The sequence below is a fragment of the Pseudoalteromonas sp. AWM4_233 genome, from assembly GCF_056158285.1.
Genome location: NZ_JBSWSZ010000113.1, coordinates 922,122 through 937,300, shown reverse-complemented (window position 1 = coordinate 937,300; position 15,179 = coordinate 922,122). Strand labels below are relative to the sequence as shown.

General features: G+C 39.3%; 15 protein-coding genes. 7 read left to right on the top strand and 8 right to left on the bottom strand.

What is annotated here, in order from left to right; translation table 11 throughout:
• Positions 1 to 103 precede the first annotated feature (103 nt).
• The 4 genes from ACXAC4_RS25660 to ACXAC4_RS25645 all read right to left on the bottom strand — a co-directional run bounded on the left by ACXAC4_RS25660 (position 104) and on the right by ACXAC4_RS25645 (position 3,290).
• Entirely contained in the window at positions 104 to 847 is a 744-nt protein-coding gene (locus tag ACXAC4_RS25660; RefSeq protein ID WP_138481357.1) for a zinc-dependent metalloprotease family protein, read from the bottom strand.
• 9 nt (positions 848 to 856) lie between these two features.
• Positions 857 to 1,561 carry a hypothetical protein gene (locus ACXAC4_RS25655; RefSeq protein ID WP_475167485.1) on the bottom strand — a complete coding sequence of 235 codons (705 nt, stop codon included), beginning with the start codon at positions 1,559 to 1,561 and terminating at the stop codon, positions 857 to 859.
• Positions 1,562 to 1,729: 168 nt separating this feature from the next.
• Positions 1,730 to 2,185 (bottom strand): hypothetical protein, encoded by a 456-nt coding sequence (locus ACXAC4_RS25650; protein ID WP_475167482.1) that lies wholly within the window; start codon positions 2,183 to 2,185, stop codon positions 1,730 to 1,732.
• Positions 2,186 to 2,261: 76 nt separating this feature from the next.
• Positions 2,262 to 3,290 (bottom strand): WD40/YVTN/BNR-like repeat-containing protein, encoded by a 1,029-nt coding sequence (locus ACXAC4_RS25645; protein WP_475167479.1) that lies wholly within the window; start codon positions 3,288 to 3,290, stop codon positions 2,262 to 2,264.
• Between the two features lie 190 nt (positions 3,291 to 3,480).
• On the opposite strand from ACXAC4_RS25645, the gene ACXAC4_RS25640 reads away from it, so the two are divergent.
• The 3 genes from ACXAC4_RS25640 to ACXAC4_RS25630 all read left to right on the top strand — a co-directional run bounded on the left by ACXAC4_RS25640 (position 3,481) and on the right by ACXAC4_RS25630 (position 6,285).
• Positions 3,481 to 4,755, top strand: a complete 1,275-nt coding sequence (locus tag ACXAC4_RS25640; protein WP_475167477.1) for a sensor domain-containing diguanylate cyclase — start codon at positions 3,481 to 3,483, stop codon at positions 4,753 to 4,755.
• 27 nt (positions 4,756 to 4,782) lie between these two features.
• Positions 4,783 to 5,319 (top strand): GrpB family protein, encoded by a 537-nt coding sequence (locus ACXAC4_RS25635; RefSeq protein WP_475167475.1) that lies wholly within the window; start codon positions 4,783 to 4,785, stop codon positions 5,317 to 5,319.
• Positions 5,320 to 5,490: 171 nt separating this feature from the next.
• Positions 5,491 to 6,285, top strand: coding sequence for a hypothetical protein (locus ACXAC4_RS25630; protein ID WP_475167473.1), 795 nt, complete (start codon positions 5,491 to 5,493; stop codon positions 6,283 to 6,285).
• Between the two features lie 136 nt (positions 6,286 to 6,421).
• Here ACXAC4_RS25630 and ACXAC4_RS25625 read toward each other — a convergent pair whose 3' ends face one another.
• Positions 6,422 to 6,958, bottom strand: a complete 537-nt coding sequence (locus ACXAC4_RS25625; RefSeq protein ID WP_349287950.1) for an aldolase/citrate lyase/malate synthase family protein — start codon at positions 6,956 to 6,958, stop codon at positions 6,422 to 6,424.
• Between the two features lie 105 nt (positions 6,959 to 7,063).
• Here ACXAC4_RS25625 and ACXAC4_RS25620 point away from each other — a divergent pair, with 105 nt between their 5' ends.
• Both ACXAC4_RS25620 and ACXAC4_RS25615 read left to right on the top strand, forming a co-directional pair.
• Entirely contained in the window at positions 7,064 to 8,632 is a 1,569-nt protein-coding gene (locus tag ACXAC4_RS25620) for a DUF3612 domain-containing protein (protein WP_475167468.1), read from the top strand.
• A 237-nt stretch (positions 8,633 to 8,869) separates the two neighbouring features.
• Entirely contained in the window at positions 8,870 to 9,562 is a 693-nt protein-coding gene (locus ACXAC4_RS25615; protein WP_475167462.1) for an SDR family oxidoreductase, read from the top strand.
• A gap of 53 nt (positions 9,563 to 9,615) precedes the next feature.
• Here ACXAC4_RS25615 and ACXAC4_RS25610 read toward each other — a convergent pair whose 3' ends face one another.
• On the bottom strand, positions 9,616 to 10,173 hold the full coding sequence (locus tag ACXAC4_RS25610; protein WP_475167457.1) for a GNAT family N-acetyltransferase: 558 nt from the start codon (positions 10,171 to 10,173) through the stop codon (positions 9,616 to 9,618).
• A gap of 149 nt (positions 10,174 to 10,322) precedes the next feature.
• Positions 10,323 to 11,708, bottom strand: a complete 1,386-nt coding sequence (locus ACXAC4_RS25605; protein WP_475167453.1) for an FG-GAP repeat domain-containing protein — start codon at positions 11,706 to 11,708, stop codon at positions 10,323 to 10,325.
• 106 nt (positions 11,709 to 11,814) lie between these two features.
• Here ACXAC4_RS25605 and ACXAC4_RS25600 point away from each other — a divergent pair, with 106 nt between their 5' ends.
• Positions 11,815 to 13,095, top strand: coding sequence for an RsmB/NOP family class I SAM-dependent RNA methyltransferase (locus tag ACXAC4_RS25600; protein WP_475167448.1), 1,281 nt, complete (start codon positions 11,815 to 11,817; stop codon positions 13,093 to 13,095).
• A gap of 72 nt (positions 13,096 to 13,167) precedes the next feature.
• On the top strand, positions 13,168 to 13,587 hold the full coding sequence (locus ACXAC4_RS25595; protein WP_475167443.1) for a nucleotide triphosphate diphosphatase NUDT15: 420 nt from the start codon (positions 13,168 to 13,170) through the stop codon (positions 13,585 to 13,587).
• 359 nt (positions 13,588 to 13,946) lie between these two features.
• On the opposite strand, the gene ACXAC4_RS25590 is transcribed toward ACXAC4_RS25595, so the two are convergent.
• Positions 13,947 to 15,173 carry a NupC/NupG family nucleoside CNT transporter gene (locus ACXAC4_RS25590; RefSeq protein ID WP_349287893.1) on the bottom strand — a complete coding sequence of 409 codons (1,227 nt, stop codon included), beginning with the start codon at positions 15,171 to 15,173 and terminating at the stop codon, positions 13,947 to 13,949.
• Between the last annotated feature and the right edge of the window lie 6 nt (positions 15,174 to 15,179).

Here is a 15,179-nt window from a genome sequence, read left to right as displayed (position 1 = left end):
TATTCTTAGAAAAGGAATAAAATAGTAGAAATATGTACGCAGTTTGAAAAGCAGTTATGAGTAATGAGGTGCTAAATACACCTCACTTTATTTTTATAAAATATTACTTAAAGTTAGCAATACTGTATTTGGTGTCATTAACTGTTTTCCAGCCATATGCTTGACCTACGACACCATAAGGCACGCCATTTACAGACCAATTTGGATTTGCAAAATAATCGTACTGAGTTGCTGATCCAAACACGTGTGGGTAAGCCATAATACTTGCGAAGTTATTTTGCACGCCGTGGCCCATACCATCAACGTAAACGCCGCCAGATGTATCACCTTGCTTGCGTGAGTGAGCAAGGCCTTGATTGTGGCCTAGTTCATGGACAAATGTCGTTGCACCACAATCAATAGCAGTAATACTGAACATGCGATCGCTCATTGAGCTATATAAGTTACCGTTAGAGCCTTGGCCAACCCAAGCTAAACCACATGAAATTAAGCCATTACCAGCACTCTCACCTGTACCTAGAACAGCGACCATATCAGCACGCCAAGTGTTGCGAAGATCTGCAACATAAGTGCTATTTGTTACGGCATTTAACCAGCCAGATTCAGGTGTGATGGCATAGTTACCAAGGTTTTGGCTACCAGCTAAGCGAAGTTGAATATCAACTCCGTTTTGTTGATATACTTGATTTGAAAAGGCAATCAGTTGGTTGATTTTAGTATTGATGTTTGCTGTTTTAGCAGCTGCTTGATCTGTATATAAAATACCGATATCTATGGTAACCGCCGAAGCGAAACCAGAAAACGCAATTGCAGATGCAGCGACCAGTGTTTTAAGTGATGTTTTCATCTGTTTTCCTTACTTGTCAGTTTTGTTTAATTTAGGAGCAAAAATGTCAGTTTTTTCATGCTCCGTGTGTTGTGCATCTGAGTGATGTTCAGACTCAGAATGCTCGAACTCAACGTGTTTTCTATACAAGTCCCGTTTGGCAGCTATCCATCCATATTGGTCTTTAGTTTCAAATACATAATTTCCACTTGGTGCAGTAAGTTGACCGTAAACCGCATCTTTGCCTACGGTTAAAACAGTGGTGTGAAAGCGACCATCTGCACCAGTCACGTTACCAAAAATACTTTTATCGCCATTTCCTGCGACATCAATAAATGTGACTTCTGCGATAAAAGTTTCTGCCGACTGGGGGATCATAAGTTCAAAATTGTCGCCCGCTTCTAATGCTCGAAGAGAGGGAAGGTCAAACTCAACATAAGCCTCGTTATTCAGATCAGATGGCAACACACCCGCTTCAGAAAGCACAGATTTAGCTTTTTCTGATAGTTTATTGATAGCATAATACTCTGATCTAACATCAGTTTTTGTTAATGGTTTAGTAGCGTCAATGTGCGTTTCTTTCTTAACAGGTACAGAAGGGGGGCTTACGTTGACTGCATCAGGTTTGCTGATTTGTGCGATGACAATATTTTGTTTATCTTCACTATGCTTAGTAAAGAAAAATGATGCGATTATGATCACAGCGCAGAGTGAGATAAATAAGATACGTTTCATAGTGCCGCCTCCTGTTCAAAAGAGGAACAATTTATACTTGTTTTTGCACCTTTATCAATACAATTGTAAATTTCTTGTTTTATCTTGGTGCGATTTTAGTGACTTGTTTTGGCTTAAATTCTTAATAAACAAGTCTTTACGCTGTTTACATTTATTAACTTTTCGTTATCATCCTGTTTTTAAACTTTTAAATATTTCGCATTCAAAGTGGTTATCTTGATGAGGCATATTGAAAGATTGAGACTCTAACCAATCTTGTGCATCGATTAAACAGTTGAAAGATTTTTTGACAAATAAGCCTTTAGTTTGCGTCATTTTTGCAAGTTGAAACTGAGTGATGTTGTAGTATTCGAATGGGATAACTTGAGCGGTGAATCTTAAACCTTGAGATACTAATTTATCCACCAAATTTTGAATGACTTCTTCAATTTCTGGTACTGAAAAAGTGAATCCATCAAAATAGACGAGATGTGTAAAAGGCTTTCCTTCAAATGTCTTAATAATGTCTAAAAAGTCTTTGCTGAACTGGATCGCTTCGTCATAACTCCAAGACCCTTTAACAACAGCGTAAACACAAATGTCATCAGCGCTAAGTTGATACAGTTCTTTTTCGATAGTACGCATTTTAGTTCCTCTAAATAAACATACAGACCTAATTTAAAGATAAGCTTTTGTGCTCAAAAACCCAAGGTTTCAGTGTTTAAAACCTTGAGTTATCTTGACTTATGACAGCTATTTTACCTTTTGTACCTGCGGCAATAAAAGTACCTTCACTTTGGGCTAAAGTATAAAACCCGTCAAAGCTAGTGCTTGTTAACGGTTGCCATTGATAACCATGGTTTTTCGACATGTAGCCATTAGATTTACCAACAGCAATACAAAAGTTGTGAGCGCATTGCATCGCTGTAATGAGACCTCCAAAATTAACCGTTTGATTGACTGGTCGACCATTCTTATTTATTAAAACAATGTTTTCATATAGACCTTGTCTTTGTTTATAGTCGCCTCCTAGTGCAAATAGATCACTTTTACTATTAAACGCGACACTATAAGCACCAGATGTCTTCTCTTTGCTATAAAGGGGAAGTTGGGTTTTATGGCTTGTTTTAGTTTTATAATTGTACTGATATATCGCAGCTTGGTTGCCACCTGTCGCAAAATAGATTTCATTTTGGCGATCAGAAATGAGCGTATTACCACTAGCGGCAAATGCGATTTCATCTTTTTCAATCTCTGGAAAAAGTGTCATGTCGATGGGGTGCCAAGTCTCCCCTCCATCGTTTGTATGTTTTAGCATAAAGTGTTCTTTAACCGGGTCGCCCATTAGAAAACCAAGCTTGCTGTTAACAAAGGTGATGCTATTAAAGAAGCCTTTCTTGTCAGGGTTTTGATAGAGCAACCTCCAGCTCTTCCCTTGATTGTTGGTAATGAATAACGCTGAATCTTCACCATATCCTGCCGCCATCACAATGGCGGTTTGGTCATTAATGATTTCAATGTCTCTGAAATCAAATTTTTTATTAGATTTGAATCCGCTATTAATCCAGGTCCTACCTTTGTCCAAACTCTTATAAATAGTATTTTTGTTACCGGCGACCCAAATAAGCTTTCCGCTAATTGCACTTGCTCTGAGCTCACTTTGAACTGGCAGCGTGTGTACTTTTATATCCAGTGCTTGAGTGAAAAAAGGAGATAATAGAGTGAAGATAATTAAAAGCCTAAAGTACATATTAATAAACCAAAATGAAATACTGTATACAACTTATATCTTGAATTGAATTGATTAATCAAGCCTAAAAGTGAAGTGATTACTCGCAAATCAGTTTCTATTTGCTTTAGTTGTGCTAAGTTTGCATTGTTCTTTAGAAGCACTACCGAAAGAATGTTCAAAAAATATGAAATCTATAAGGGATAATTTTTTGGAAAATATAAAAAATATCGTCACAAGTGAGCCTATGTCTTTAATGTCTAATATATGTGACAACTTAGGCGCTTATATTTTCGCAAAAGACATGCAAGGGAAATACATATATGCAAATGACAAAGTTGAAAAATTATTTGGATGTTCAAAAGATGACATAGTTGGTAAAGACGATAGCGTGTTTTTTGACCTTTCAATGTCTCAGCAAATAATTGAAAATGATAGGAAAGTTTTGTCTGGTAAGCAGCAAATTGCCTCTGAAGAAACTAACTTTGTTCGTCATACTTCAGAACAAAGAGTTTACCGGATTATTAAAACCCCATTATTCGACAGACACAAGAATATTATTGGCTTGGTAGGTATCGCACATGATATCACCGAAGAAAAGCGTCTTAGAGAGCAAGTTGAAGAACAAAAACAACTATTGAGCGTTATTCTAGATAATGTAGAAGCATATGTTTACATGAAAGACGAGGAGCGACGTTTTTTATATGTGAACTCCAAAGTCGCGAACTTATTCGGTCTCGATTCAGACCAAATAATTGGTCAAAAAGAGCAAGATATTTTGCCTAAAGACACCGCTGAGCACTTTCATGCGAGTGATTCTAAAGCCATAACAGAGCAGCAAGTACAACGTGTTGAAGAAGTGATGGTTGATAATGGAGAAACTCAACATTATTTAAGCGTGAAAGTACCAGTGACCATGGCAGGAAAGCGCTCTCTTATTGGTTTCTCAACTGATGTAACTGAGATTTTCAAGCTAAAAGAAGAATTTAAGCGTCTAGCTAATATTGATGATTTAACCGGTATTTACAACCGTCGCTATTTTTTAAAAGAGGCAGAGAAAGCATTTAGTATTTTTAAACGGCAAAATACGTGCTTTAGCTTGTTAACTTTGGATGTCGATTTTTTTAAAAATATTAATGACCAGTTTGGCCACCCTATAGGCGATGAAGTACTACAAAATCTTACTTCAACTGTACAAGACCTGTTGCGAAAAGAAGATACCTTCGCCCGTATTGGCGGGGAAGAGTTCGCAATATTGTTACCCTATACGGACATCAATGCAGGCGGCTATGTTGCTGAACGTTTGAGAAATAAAGTTGCGTCATCCTTACTATGCGGCGCTAAAAAAATCCAGCTCACGGTCAGTATTGGACTTACTGAGTTCAATCGCGAGGATGCTAGCTTCGATGATGTGTTTTCTCGAGTCGATAGAGCACTTTATCAAGCGAAAGATAGTGGTAGAAACTGTGTCATATCTCTTAATTAATACGTTTAAGCAATAAGGTTAAAGTGAATGGCAAGAATTATTGAGGTCGTAGAATATAACCCACTTTGGCCTGAAATGTTTTTAGAGGTTAAACAACAACTAAAATCTTTGCTTGAAGGTCAAGTGATTTTGATTGAACACATAGGGAGTACATCAGTACCTGGCTTATGTGCTAAACCCATAATCGACATACTTGTTGAAGTGAAAAATTTAGACTTTTTAGATAATCTCACTGCGCAATTGACGGCGCTTGGGTTTGTTGGCAAGGGGGAGAATGGCATTATTGGAAGACGTTACTTTCAAAAGGGTGGCCTGCAAAGAACCCACCATGTGCATATTTTTGAACAAGGCCATGATCATGCGTTTGAACATCGTATTTTTAGAGATTATTTAAAAGCGCATAAGCTAGCTGCTTTACAGTATGCTGAGATTAAAACGGACGCAGCTAGGGCTTGTAATAACGATATACAAGTTTATATGACGTTAAAAGATGAGTTTATTAAAGCTCAATTACAGCAAGCAAAAAACTGGTACAAAGACACAATAAAAGAACCCTTACTTTAATCAGTTTTATTAGTCTGTATTCAACTTTTCGTAGGAACTTTTTCGGTGGCGCAACCGCTACAATCCTAATTTTTAGTGGGTTTTATTGCAGCGTTGATAATTAATTAGCAGTTGTAGAAACTCAAAAGTCGTCTATAACTTATTAAATGATAAATAAAATATAGAATTATCGTGCCGAACTTTTTAGTTATTCTACTTCTTTTGGTATTAATGCCTTTGTCACTGAATGCAAAAGAAGAGGGAAAAAGAATACACACTGCTGAAAAAGTTTACGTGTATATCTATCATTTAAAACCGCCATATATTGAACAGTTAGAATTAGAAACAGGACTTTATTTTGAGCTGGTTGAGCTTTTTAATCGTTTTCAAAGCAAATACCAGTTTATCGCCCAGTTTGTACCTCGTAAAAGACTCAATAGAGAAATCGCCAACAATACCTTAGATGGCATGATCTTAGGTGTTCACCCTGTATGGTTTAAAGACAAGCAAAAAACCAAGTTTCTCTGGACCAGGCCTTTATTACATGATCAGGATGAATTTATTTCTCATGTTAAAAAGCCTTTTGATTATGCGGGTAAACAGTCGCTTTATGAAAAAAATATTGGAGGGGTGAGAGGGTATCATTATTTTAGAGTTGCACCTGTTTTAAAAGAGGGAAAAGCCAAACTGACGCCAACGAGCTCAGAGTTACAATTGCTAGAAATGTTGATAAAGCAACGCCTTGATCTGGCTGTGATCAGTCGAGCGACATTAAATTATTATTTTATTTTGCACCCACATTGGCGAGATTTAGTTTATTTTTCAAAAGCACCTCATGAGCAATATTACAGAGCTTTATTAAGTCCAACTTCTTTAGAAGGTCAATTTAACATAATTGAAGCATTATTTGATCAAGAGGCATTTTTAGCTGCGCTTGAAGGGTTAAAGATAAAGTATGGTTTCAGCAGAGAAGTTGCCCACAAATAAAAAGGCTTTATCTACGACAGTTTTTTAAAATTTGGTGTAGTCTCAAACATACGAACATTGGTTTTTGACAATTTGAGCACCGACCGCTGTTTTTTCACAGTGCTCAATGATTTTTCATGCTGTTTGTGGCTTGATTTTACAACACATACTCGCTGCCATCTTTTGCAGTATAGGCTTTAGATTGACCTTCACGAACAATTGAATATTCGATGCCTGTTAAAAAGCTAATCCAAAGGCGTTTTAGTTGGGTTGCGTCATTATTACTATCTACAGCACTGAGCTGTGTTTCCATTTGAATATCATCAATGTGCGCCATATCAATTTTACCTGCATCACCACGGCGGTTGAAAGTCAGTTCAATATGTAAGCCATCTTTTTTCTTAAGTAAAATAGCTGTTGGGTCATCACGATGTCCGCAAAGGGCAACAAATTGTTTTGGCTGCTCTAAACCACAGTGACTGCCGTCTGCGAAAAACGCCATTAGGTGATTGTAGTAAACCAAGTAATGTGTCACTTGGGTGTGTGAACCCTGATCAAGCGGGCAATGCTCATCAAGATATTGTTTTGCTAATGTCATTTTCTGGCATGTTTGATCTGTCATTTCACTGCGAGTTAGTGCTGTCATAATCGTAACCTCATTCGTTAAATCGTTTTTGTTGGTTGTTGAATTCAGTGTATGTGAATATTTTTTATAATTTCACAAAAAGAATTTCACAGTGTAAATTTTACAAAATCTGCTATTTTTACTGTGTGAATAAAATATAAGCAGGGGACGGCAGTGAAAAAAACATCAACATTAATGCGAAAATCTCATTTTTTAGGAACCAAAATACGCAATTTGAGAAAGCGTAACCATTTGACATTAGAGGATTTATCTAGTCGATGTGTGAGAGTTGATGCCTATTCAGCGCCCTCTGTTTCTTATCTTTCTATGATAGAACGCGGCAAGCGCACGCCGAGCCAAGAAATGCTTGAAAATCTCGCCCAAGTATTTCAAAAGCCCGTTGAGTGGTTCTTAGACAGTGAGCCTGAAAAAGATACCATTACCCCAGATAAAGGCAGAAGTGGCGGGATCACAGGTATGGCACTTGAACCCAACTTTCTGTTCAGTAATGATATTTTGCAAATCGCTATTCCCGAAATGCTGTCTCAAACAGGTATTAGTGGCCGTCAATTCGCACACTTATTAATTCGTGCCCACCAAGAACATCATCAAAATCATTTTCCTGACTTAGAGCGTGCAGCAGAAGAAGTGGGCAATAAAAACCTTTATTTAACCTCCAACGATTTAATGCGCATCGCTCAAGAAAAAGGGTTACAAATTAAATGGTTTAATGAAAAAGAGAAGCATAACGAAGTAAAACAAGTTATTAAGTCACGATTAGTCAGTTCTTTTTTAAGAGCACCCAATATTGTGTTTTTAAATGAGAAATTGAAAACCAAAGAAAGCCGATTGAAATATGACTTAGCCGTACATATTGGTCATGCTGTGTTACACAATCAAGACGGAGTAAAGTGTATATTATCGATTGGTGGGGCTGAGCAAAAAGAAACTGAATTACACACCACACCCAATGCGCAAGATATTCTACAAGCTTGGCAAGACTTTGAGGCTAGCTTCTTTGCTGGCGCATTACTGTGTCCTAAAGCGCCGTTTAGGCAATTACTCGACAGCTATGGCTATGATATTTCAGTGCATAAACAACTCGACATTTCGGTGTCTGTGGCGATGCGTCGAATGACAGTGGTGTCACCCTACCCACATTGGCATTACTTTGATGCGTATAAACCGGGTAAGTTGAAAGCGGTTTATCGAGGCAATGGTATTCCTCTGCCTTGGGGTAACATGCGTCAGGTTGAAGACCCCTGTCAGCACTGGGCGGTATTTAGAAAGTTTGGAGAAATGTCACGAGAAAGCAGTGCGCAGCTTTCAATTCTAAGTGTTGATGGTAGAACGCGTTTGTATTGTTGCGAATCTGTATTAGTTGAGGACTTAGCTGGTGCAAAACATGTTCTGTGTATGGGGATTGATTTGAACCCCGCAATCGATGCGCAAGGCACTGATGCGCAAGCTGTCGTTGAGAGCCTACAAGCACTTTGTATTAAGCATGGCGGCTCAACGGTTGTGCCGCATAATATCCGTCAGCAACTGCGTAGTGTGGCGCGTATTCTTAATATTAACTGGATAGAACGTGGGTTGGCGTCTGAACTTAGAGTCATTTGTATTCGAGGTAATAGCTGCCCAAGAAAGCCGGGGTGTTATGGCAAATGTAAAAATGGCAAAATGACACAAAGTATTGAATATATACCCAAACCACCTCAAGATACGAGGTTCAGCGAGAATTGATTGGCTGTCAGACAAGGCATCGATTTGAAGGTCTAGTGGTTCTAAATCGAAAATTGATAACGCAGTATGAAAGCCAATCAAACTCGCCCAAGGGAGCGTGCTTTCAGTCCTATTTCATTGTCAAAGAACTTGGAAAGGACGCGTCATTACGCTGCGTCCTTTTCCTTGAACTAGAACAGAAGGCAGCGCTCTGAATCATGCATCTTAAGGAAGTTTGGGTATATTGGGTGAACTCGATTGAAAACAGTATTTATTACCGGTGCAAACCGTGGCATAGGGCTAGCATTGACCAAGGTCTTTTTAGCTGATGATTGGCAAGTAATCGCAACGTGTCGTAACAGTGTTGCTGCTACTACGCTTAATCAATTAAAGAATGAATTCAAAAGGCTCCACGTCTATGAACTAGATATTACCGATTATCAGCAAATGGCTACTTTGAGTAAGAAATTAGCCGATTCAAACATTGATGTGCTTTTGAATAATGCAGGGCTCTATGGACCAAAAGGTTATGGCTTTGGCAATTGTGATGTAGTCGCTTGGCGTGATGTATTTGAAGCCAATGTGATAGCGCCAACTAAACTGGCAGAAGCGTTTATAACTCAAGTCTTAAATAGTGAACTCAAAATAATCGCAGCTTTATCATCGCGAGTTGGTAGTCATACTGAAAATACCAAAGGCGGTGGATACATTTACCGCAGTTCGAAAGCGGCTTTAAATTCAGTCGTGAAAAGCCTATCAAACGATTTGTTACCAAAAGGGGTTAAAACGGTTGCGCTTCACCCTGGTTGGGTTCAAACAGAAATGGGCGGACCAAATGCATTGATAAGCGCTGAAGAGTCGGCGCTAGGGCTAAAGCAAGTTATTGAGTCTTTAACTGACGAGCAAAGTGGTGGCTTTTACAGCTATAAAGGTGATCAAATACCTTGGTAGGAAAAGCCTGTAGTTGCGCGGTTAGAAGCCGCGCAATGTTTCGTAACTAAACTTTAAAAAAGTAAAGCCATTTCTGCCGCTTGGCACTGACAACTGTTTTCACAAACTGTACAAACATAACCTTGCGTATCACATAACTCGGTCCAGCGATTATCATGAAGCTTGATCAGCTCACCGCCTGCTTTTGTGAAATATTTCACCGCGCCATTACCTGGGCTTTGTTTCCATAAATGCGCAACACCAGCCAAAGCACCTTGCTGTCTTAAAGCAACAATAGAGGCGTGAAGTAATTTGGGGCCTATACCTTGGCCTTGGGCTTTTTCAGAAACGGCGATACATTTGAAATATGCCATCTGTGAAGGGAGTACAGGCCAGAGTTTTGGGCTACACCATTTATCAATGTCCCATTGATCTGCGGCATAACTTAGCCTAAACCCGACGACCTCGTTTTGTTCATTTATTGCAACAAAACTGGCATTAATATTATGCTTGATACCTTGTTGATGCATCTTAGTTAGGCTCTGTTCGTCCATATAGTTGTCACCATGAACGATATTAGCCAGTGAGATCACATCTTGAAAATGCGCGTGTGTGAGAGGAAGATACTGCACTTATATCACCGATTTATTATTCTTCTGATTTTAAAGATAATGAAATAAATGTGACTCTACAAGTAAATAGTTGGGTACAACCCTTTAATTTGGAATAAAAAAGGGAGTACCAAAGGCACTCCCAATTGCAGCGTAAAAACTTTTGCTATCTAATTTAAAATTGTTTGAATTGTACTTCTACCATCATCATCTTGAAATCTAAGTACAAAATCATGCTTACCATCATTATTGATATCGACCAGTTTAATGTCATTGCCATCTTCAGGTAGTTTATGTTTGATCTTACCGCGTTTTTTGTTTAACACAGTCTCTGCATTGCCATAGTAAACACTGAGCGTTTTACTGCCTGTTTTGAATACGGCATCTTGCTTACCATCACCGTTGATATCGCCAGCATAGTAAGTTAATGCCATTTCATCACTGCTCATGCCAATTTCCATCTCAACTTCTTTTTCAGAGTCAGGTTCTTCAGAAAAGGTACCGTCAGGCTTTTGCGCATAAAAGCTGATTTCTACATCAACATCAGTGCTACCGCCGCCCAGTGCCATAGAAGCAATGGTGCCTAGGCCAAAGTCGACATGAAACTTTTGTAATTCACTTTTACCATCGCCGTTAAAGTCATTATCGAACTCAAAGCGACTGGTGCCAGACGCCTTAGGCAAAGTTAATGGGGTTGCTGAAAATTGGCCATCTTTTTGTCCGTAGAATACTTGAAAGGTGAGTTCAACATCGAGTGAGTCCATGCCTTCAACAATCGGTGCATAACGCGTGACAAGGTCAAGCTTTCCGTCATTGTTGATATCGAGTAATTTCGCAATGCGGCGATTCGCTTCTACATCATCAAGTTTGCCCGTCTCAACAGGCAGTTTTAAAGGCTTAAGCGCGTTTTCATAGCCTGTTTTATTGGCATACAGCACATCGATTTTTTCTCTATCATGAAACACTAAATCATTAAACCCATCTTGGTTTATGTCGAATACTTTAGGCACCATGGTTAGGTCAATGTCTAGACGCAATTTACCACTGCTAAAATTACCCGAAAATTTAGGCTCAGTGCTGAATGTATGCTTAGTAAAGCTGCTGTCAGGGTTTTGAATGTAAATCTCTGAGTGAGTTAAGTCAGGGAGAACAATGTCGCTCAGACCATCATTATTAATGTCGCTAATAAAATTGATTTTCTCGAACTCGTCGAATTCTAGTTTAGAAAGCAGTGCATTGGTAGCGAGCACCTTTTTAGCGCCGTGTTTATCGACAGAAAAAATGCCTTCTTTATTCATGACAAAAGCGGTGATTTTAGATGATCCCGCAAGCTTGCCGTAATCAAAACCAAAAGTATCTTTTGGCAGTTCGAGCCTAGTGAATTCCATGCTTTCAAGGTTAAGCTCAGCTAAATTGGCGTCTTCATCATGGTAGGCAAACATAATCGGGCTTTTAGTTTCAATTAGGCTGCGATTGGTTTTTATGGGAATGTCTTTTGCTGCCATCGCTGAATAGGATGCGCCTAGCGCTGCCATCAATAAAAGCGTGTGTTTCATTTTTATTCCTTTCCTCGAACTTGGTGTGGTTCTATCTTAGGTTTAATTGCAGAGCAAACAAGTTCGAATTTGTAATGAACTGTTGCAAATGTAATGAGCACCCTACATGTTTTATATGGATAGTGCTCGTCGCTTATCTGAAAATCAGCTACAATCCGCGTCGTTATTGAATTTAGGAGTTAGGCAAGTGTTAAACGATAGCCAATGTGTTGAAGCCATTATTAGCTGTATTAAACAAGTTTTTGAAACAGAGCAGTACGCTGATAAAGCAATAGAAGCTGGTCTTGCCAACCAAGCTTTTTGGAATCAAGCAACCAAAGCTTATTATGTGCAGCATTGCTATGAGCTGATCCGTTATCACCGCCAGCTTAATACGGCACTTGATATCGATACCTCAGATGAGAATTGGCCGTGGCTACACTTTGAAGCTTATCAGCTGTTAAATGTCGTTGAGTTACCAAATTGGTCTGAGTTTGCAGGTTTAGATGTTGAGACATTAAAAGCAAACCTTAATGAGGCCTCTCCAGCAGAGCAACAAAGCTATCCTGATTGGCTTTGGCAGCGCGCTGAGCAAGAGCTTGGTGATGATTGGGTTAATATCGCACAGGCACTGAACGTACCTGCGAAACCTTACTTACGTGTAAATACTTTGAAGACCGACGCTGAAACGTTACAAACGTCTTTGAAAAAGAGTCAATCAATCACCAAAGTACTTGAGCAAGACAATTGTTTAGAAGTTGAAGAATACGGCTATTTATTTAAATCAGAAGCATTCAGCAAAGGCTGGTTTGAAATGCAAGATGCGGGCTCTCAGCAGATAGCACCATTACTCGATGTAAAACCAGGTCAGCGCGTTGTTGATGCGTGTGCAGGTGCGGGTGGAAAGAGTTTACACCTTGCTGATCTAATGCAAAATAAAGGCTACATCTTATCGATGGACATTCATCAGCATAAGCTAGATGCACTAAAAAAACGTGCAAAGCGTGCGGGTGTGCATATGCTTGAAACGCGTTTAATCAAAAACAGTAAAACGATTAAACGCCTAAAAGAAAAGTTTGATCGCGTGTTACTAGACGTACCATGTTCTGGCACGGGGGTATTACGTCGTAACCCAGATGCTAAGTGGCATTTACAACCTGAAAATATTGATACTCTGATCAGCTTGCAAGCTGAAATTCTGCAACGTTACAGCCAGATGTGTAAAGTCGGCGGAAAGCTTGTGTATGCGACTTGCTCTATTTTTCCGAGTGAAAATCAACAGCAAGTGCAGGCATTCCTTGAAAACAATCCAAACTTTGAATTACTAGAAGAGTTAAACCTACAACCGGGAATTAACTCATCATACGATGGTTTTTATGCCGCCGTATTAACAAAGAAAGAAGCGTAAAAGCTTATCTAACCTGAGCCGCTGCAAAGCGGCTTTTTTGTGTTTAATAAAATAACAATTAAGGCAAATATTATGTCAGAACATGTTCGAGTGGGTGTCGCAGTTGTCATTATTCGCGATGGAAAAATTCTACTCGGTGAACGTATCGGCTCTCATGGAGCGAATACGTGGGCCACACCTGGTGGTCATCTAGAAATGGGCGAAGAAATAGCGGCTTGTGCAATTAGAGAGACGCTAGAAGAGACTGGTTTGAAAGTTTCTGACGTAAGTCAGTTAGGTTTTTCTAACGATGTTTTTAATCCGTTAAATAAACATTATGTAACTTTGTACGTGGTGGCAAATGTTGTAGAAGGCGAGCCTGAAATCATAGAGCCAAATAAGTGTCTAGGTTGGCAATGGTTCGCCTTAGATGAACTGCCAAAACCGCTGTTCTTGTCATTAGAAAATTTTTTAAAGCAGGGTAAGTTACAGGCGTTAATTGAAAGTAAATAATCTAAGGAAGGTATTACCAAACCTCAATAATACTCAATCATTTTGAGGGACTAAAACTATCGCTAGCTTCGTTAAAAATTTCTTATTTAGAACAACTAAATAGCAAAATTTTCGCCTAGCTATCGACAAGTTTTCCTTGCCTCAAAATAGATCACTTAATTAAGAGGATTGGTATAACAGATGAGTAGGGGCATATTTTCATTAAAAACTTTTCATTTAAAGAATAGCTTGCTCCAGAAACGATAAAAGGGCCATAAAGGCCCTTTGGTGAAGTATCGTTCAAGTTAGTGTGGTTACTTTAACCCCTTAAAGCAACCAACCAATTGTTTTGCAAATTTTAGGGAAATCTCGTTAAGTTTCTAAGCTAGCGAGAGGAAAAACCCTGCAATTGCGGCGCTCATTAGGTTAGCCATTGACCCTGCTAAAACCGCCCTGAGCCCTAAGCGTGCGATATCCTTTCTTCGACTCGGCGCCATACCGCCAAGTCCGCCTAGTAAGATTGCAATCGATGAAAGGTTAGCAAATCCACATAACGCAAATGTGACAATTGCTTGTGTATGTGCACTTAACCCTTCTCGATAATTCATAAAGTCTAGATAAGCAACGAATTCGTTAACTACTAGCTTTTGTCCGATAAAACTACCGGCCGTTACAGCTTCGCTCCAAGGAACACCGAGTAACCATGCAACTGGTGCGAATACGTAACCTAAAATCTCTTGTAATGTTAGGGTCGGATGGTCAAACCAAGCCCCAATACCGCCTAACAAACCATTTAGTAATGCAATTAAAGCTACGAAAGCAAGTAACATTGCACCTACGTTGAGTGCTAAATGCATACCGCTTGACGCACCAGATGCAGCTGCATCGATCACATTTACTGGTTTCTCTTCATCAGACATTACATCTGATAAATTCTGTTTAGGTGTTTCTGTCTCCGGCACGATCATTTTTGCCATTAAGAAACCACCTGGTGCGGCCATAAAGCTGGCAGCAATTAAATATTTAAGCTCTACACCAATTGCAACGTAACCTGCCATAACAGAACCTGCTACGGTTGCGAGGCCACCTACCATCACAGCAAATAACTCTGACTTGGTCATGCTTGGAATAAACGGTTTTACAATTAAAGGTGCTTCCGTTTGTCCCACAAAGATATTAGCTGTTGCAGAAAGCGACTCCGGACGAGACGTTTTAAGCAATTTTTGTAAGCCACCACCTAAAATCTTAATAACCCAAGTCATTATGCCTAGGTGGTAAAGCACTGCGACTAGCGCAGAGAAAAATACGATGACCGGTAATACTTGGATCGCAAAAATAAAACCAATATTACTGTCACTCTTTGCAAGAGAGCCGAATAAAAACTCGATACCGTCTCCTGCATACCCAATTACCGCTGATACTTTGCTTGATAATTGGTCAAGTATGTTTCTGCCAGCTTCTACAAATAGTACAAAACCACCGATAAAAAGCTGTAGTGCAAACGCCACCCCAACAGTACGCAAATTAATAGCTTTGCGATTCGTTGACGCTGCAAATGCAATACCCAGTAGGGCCATCATGCCCACTAGGCTCATTATTGTTGTCATGGTAAA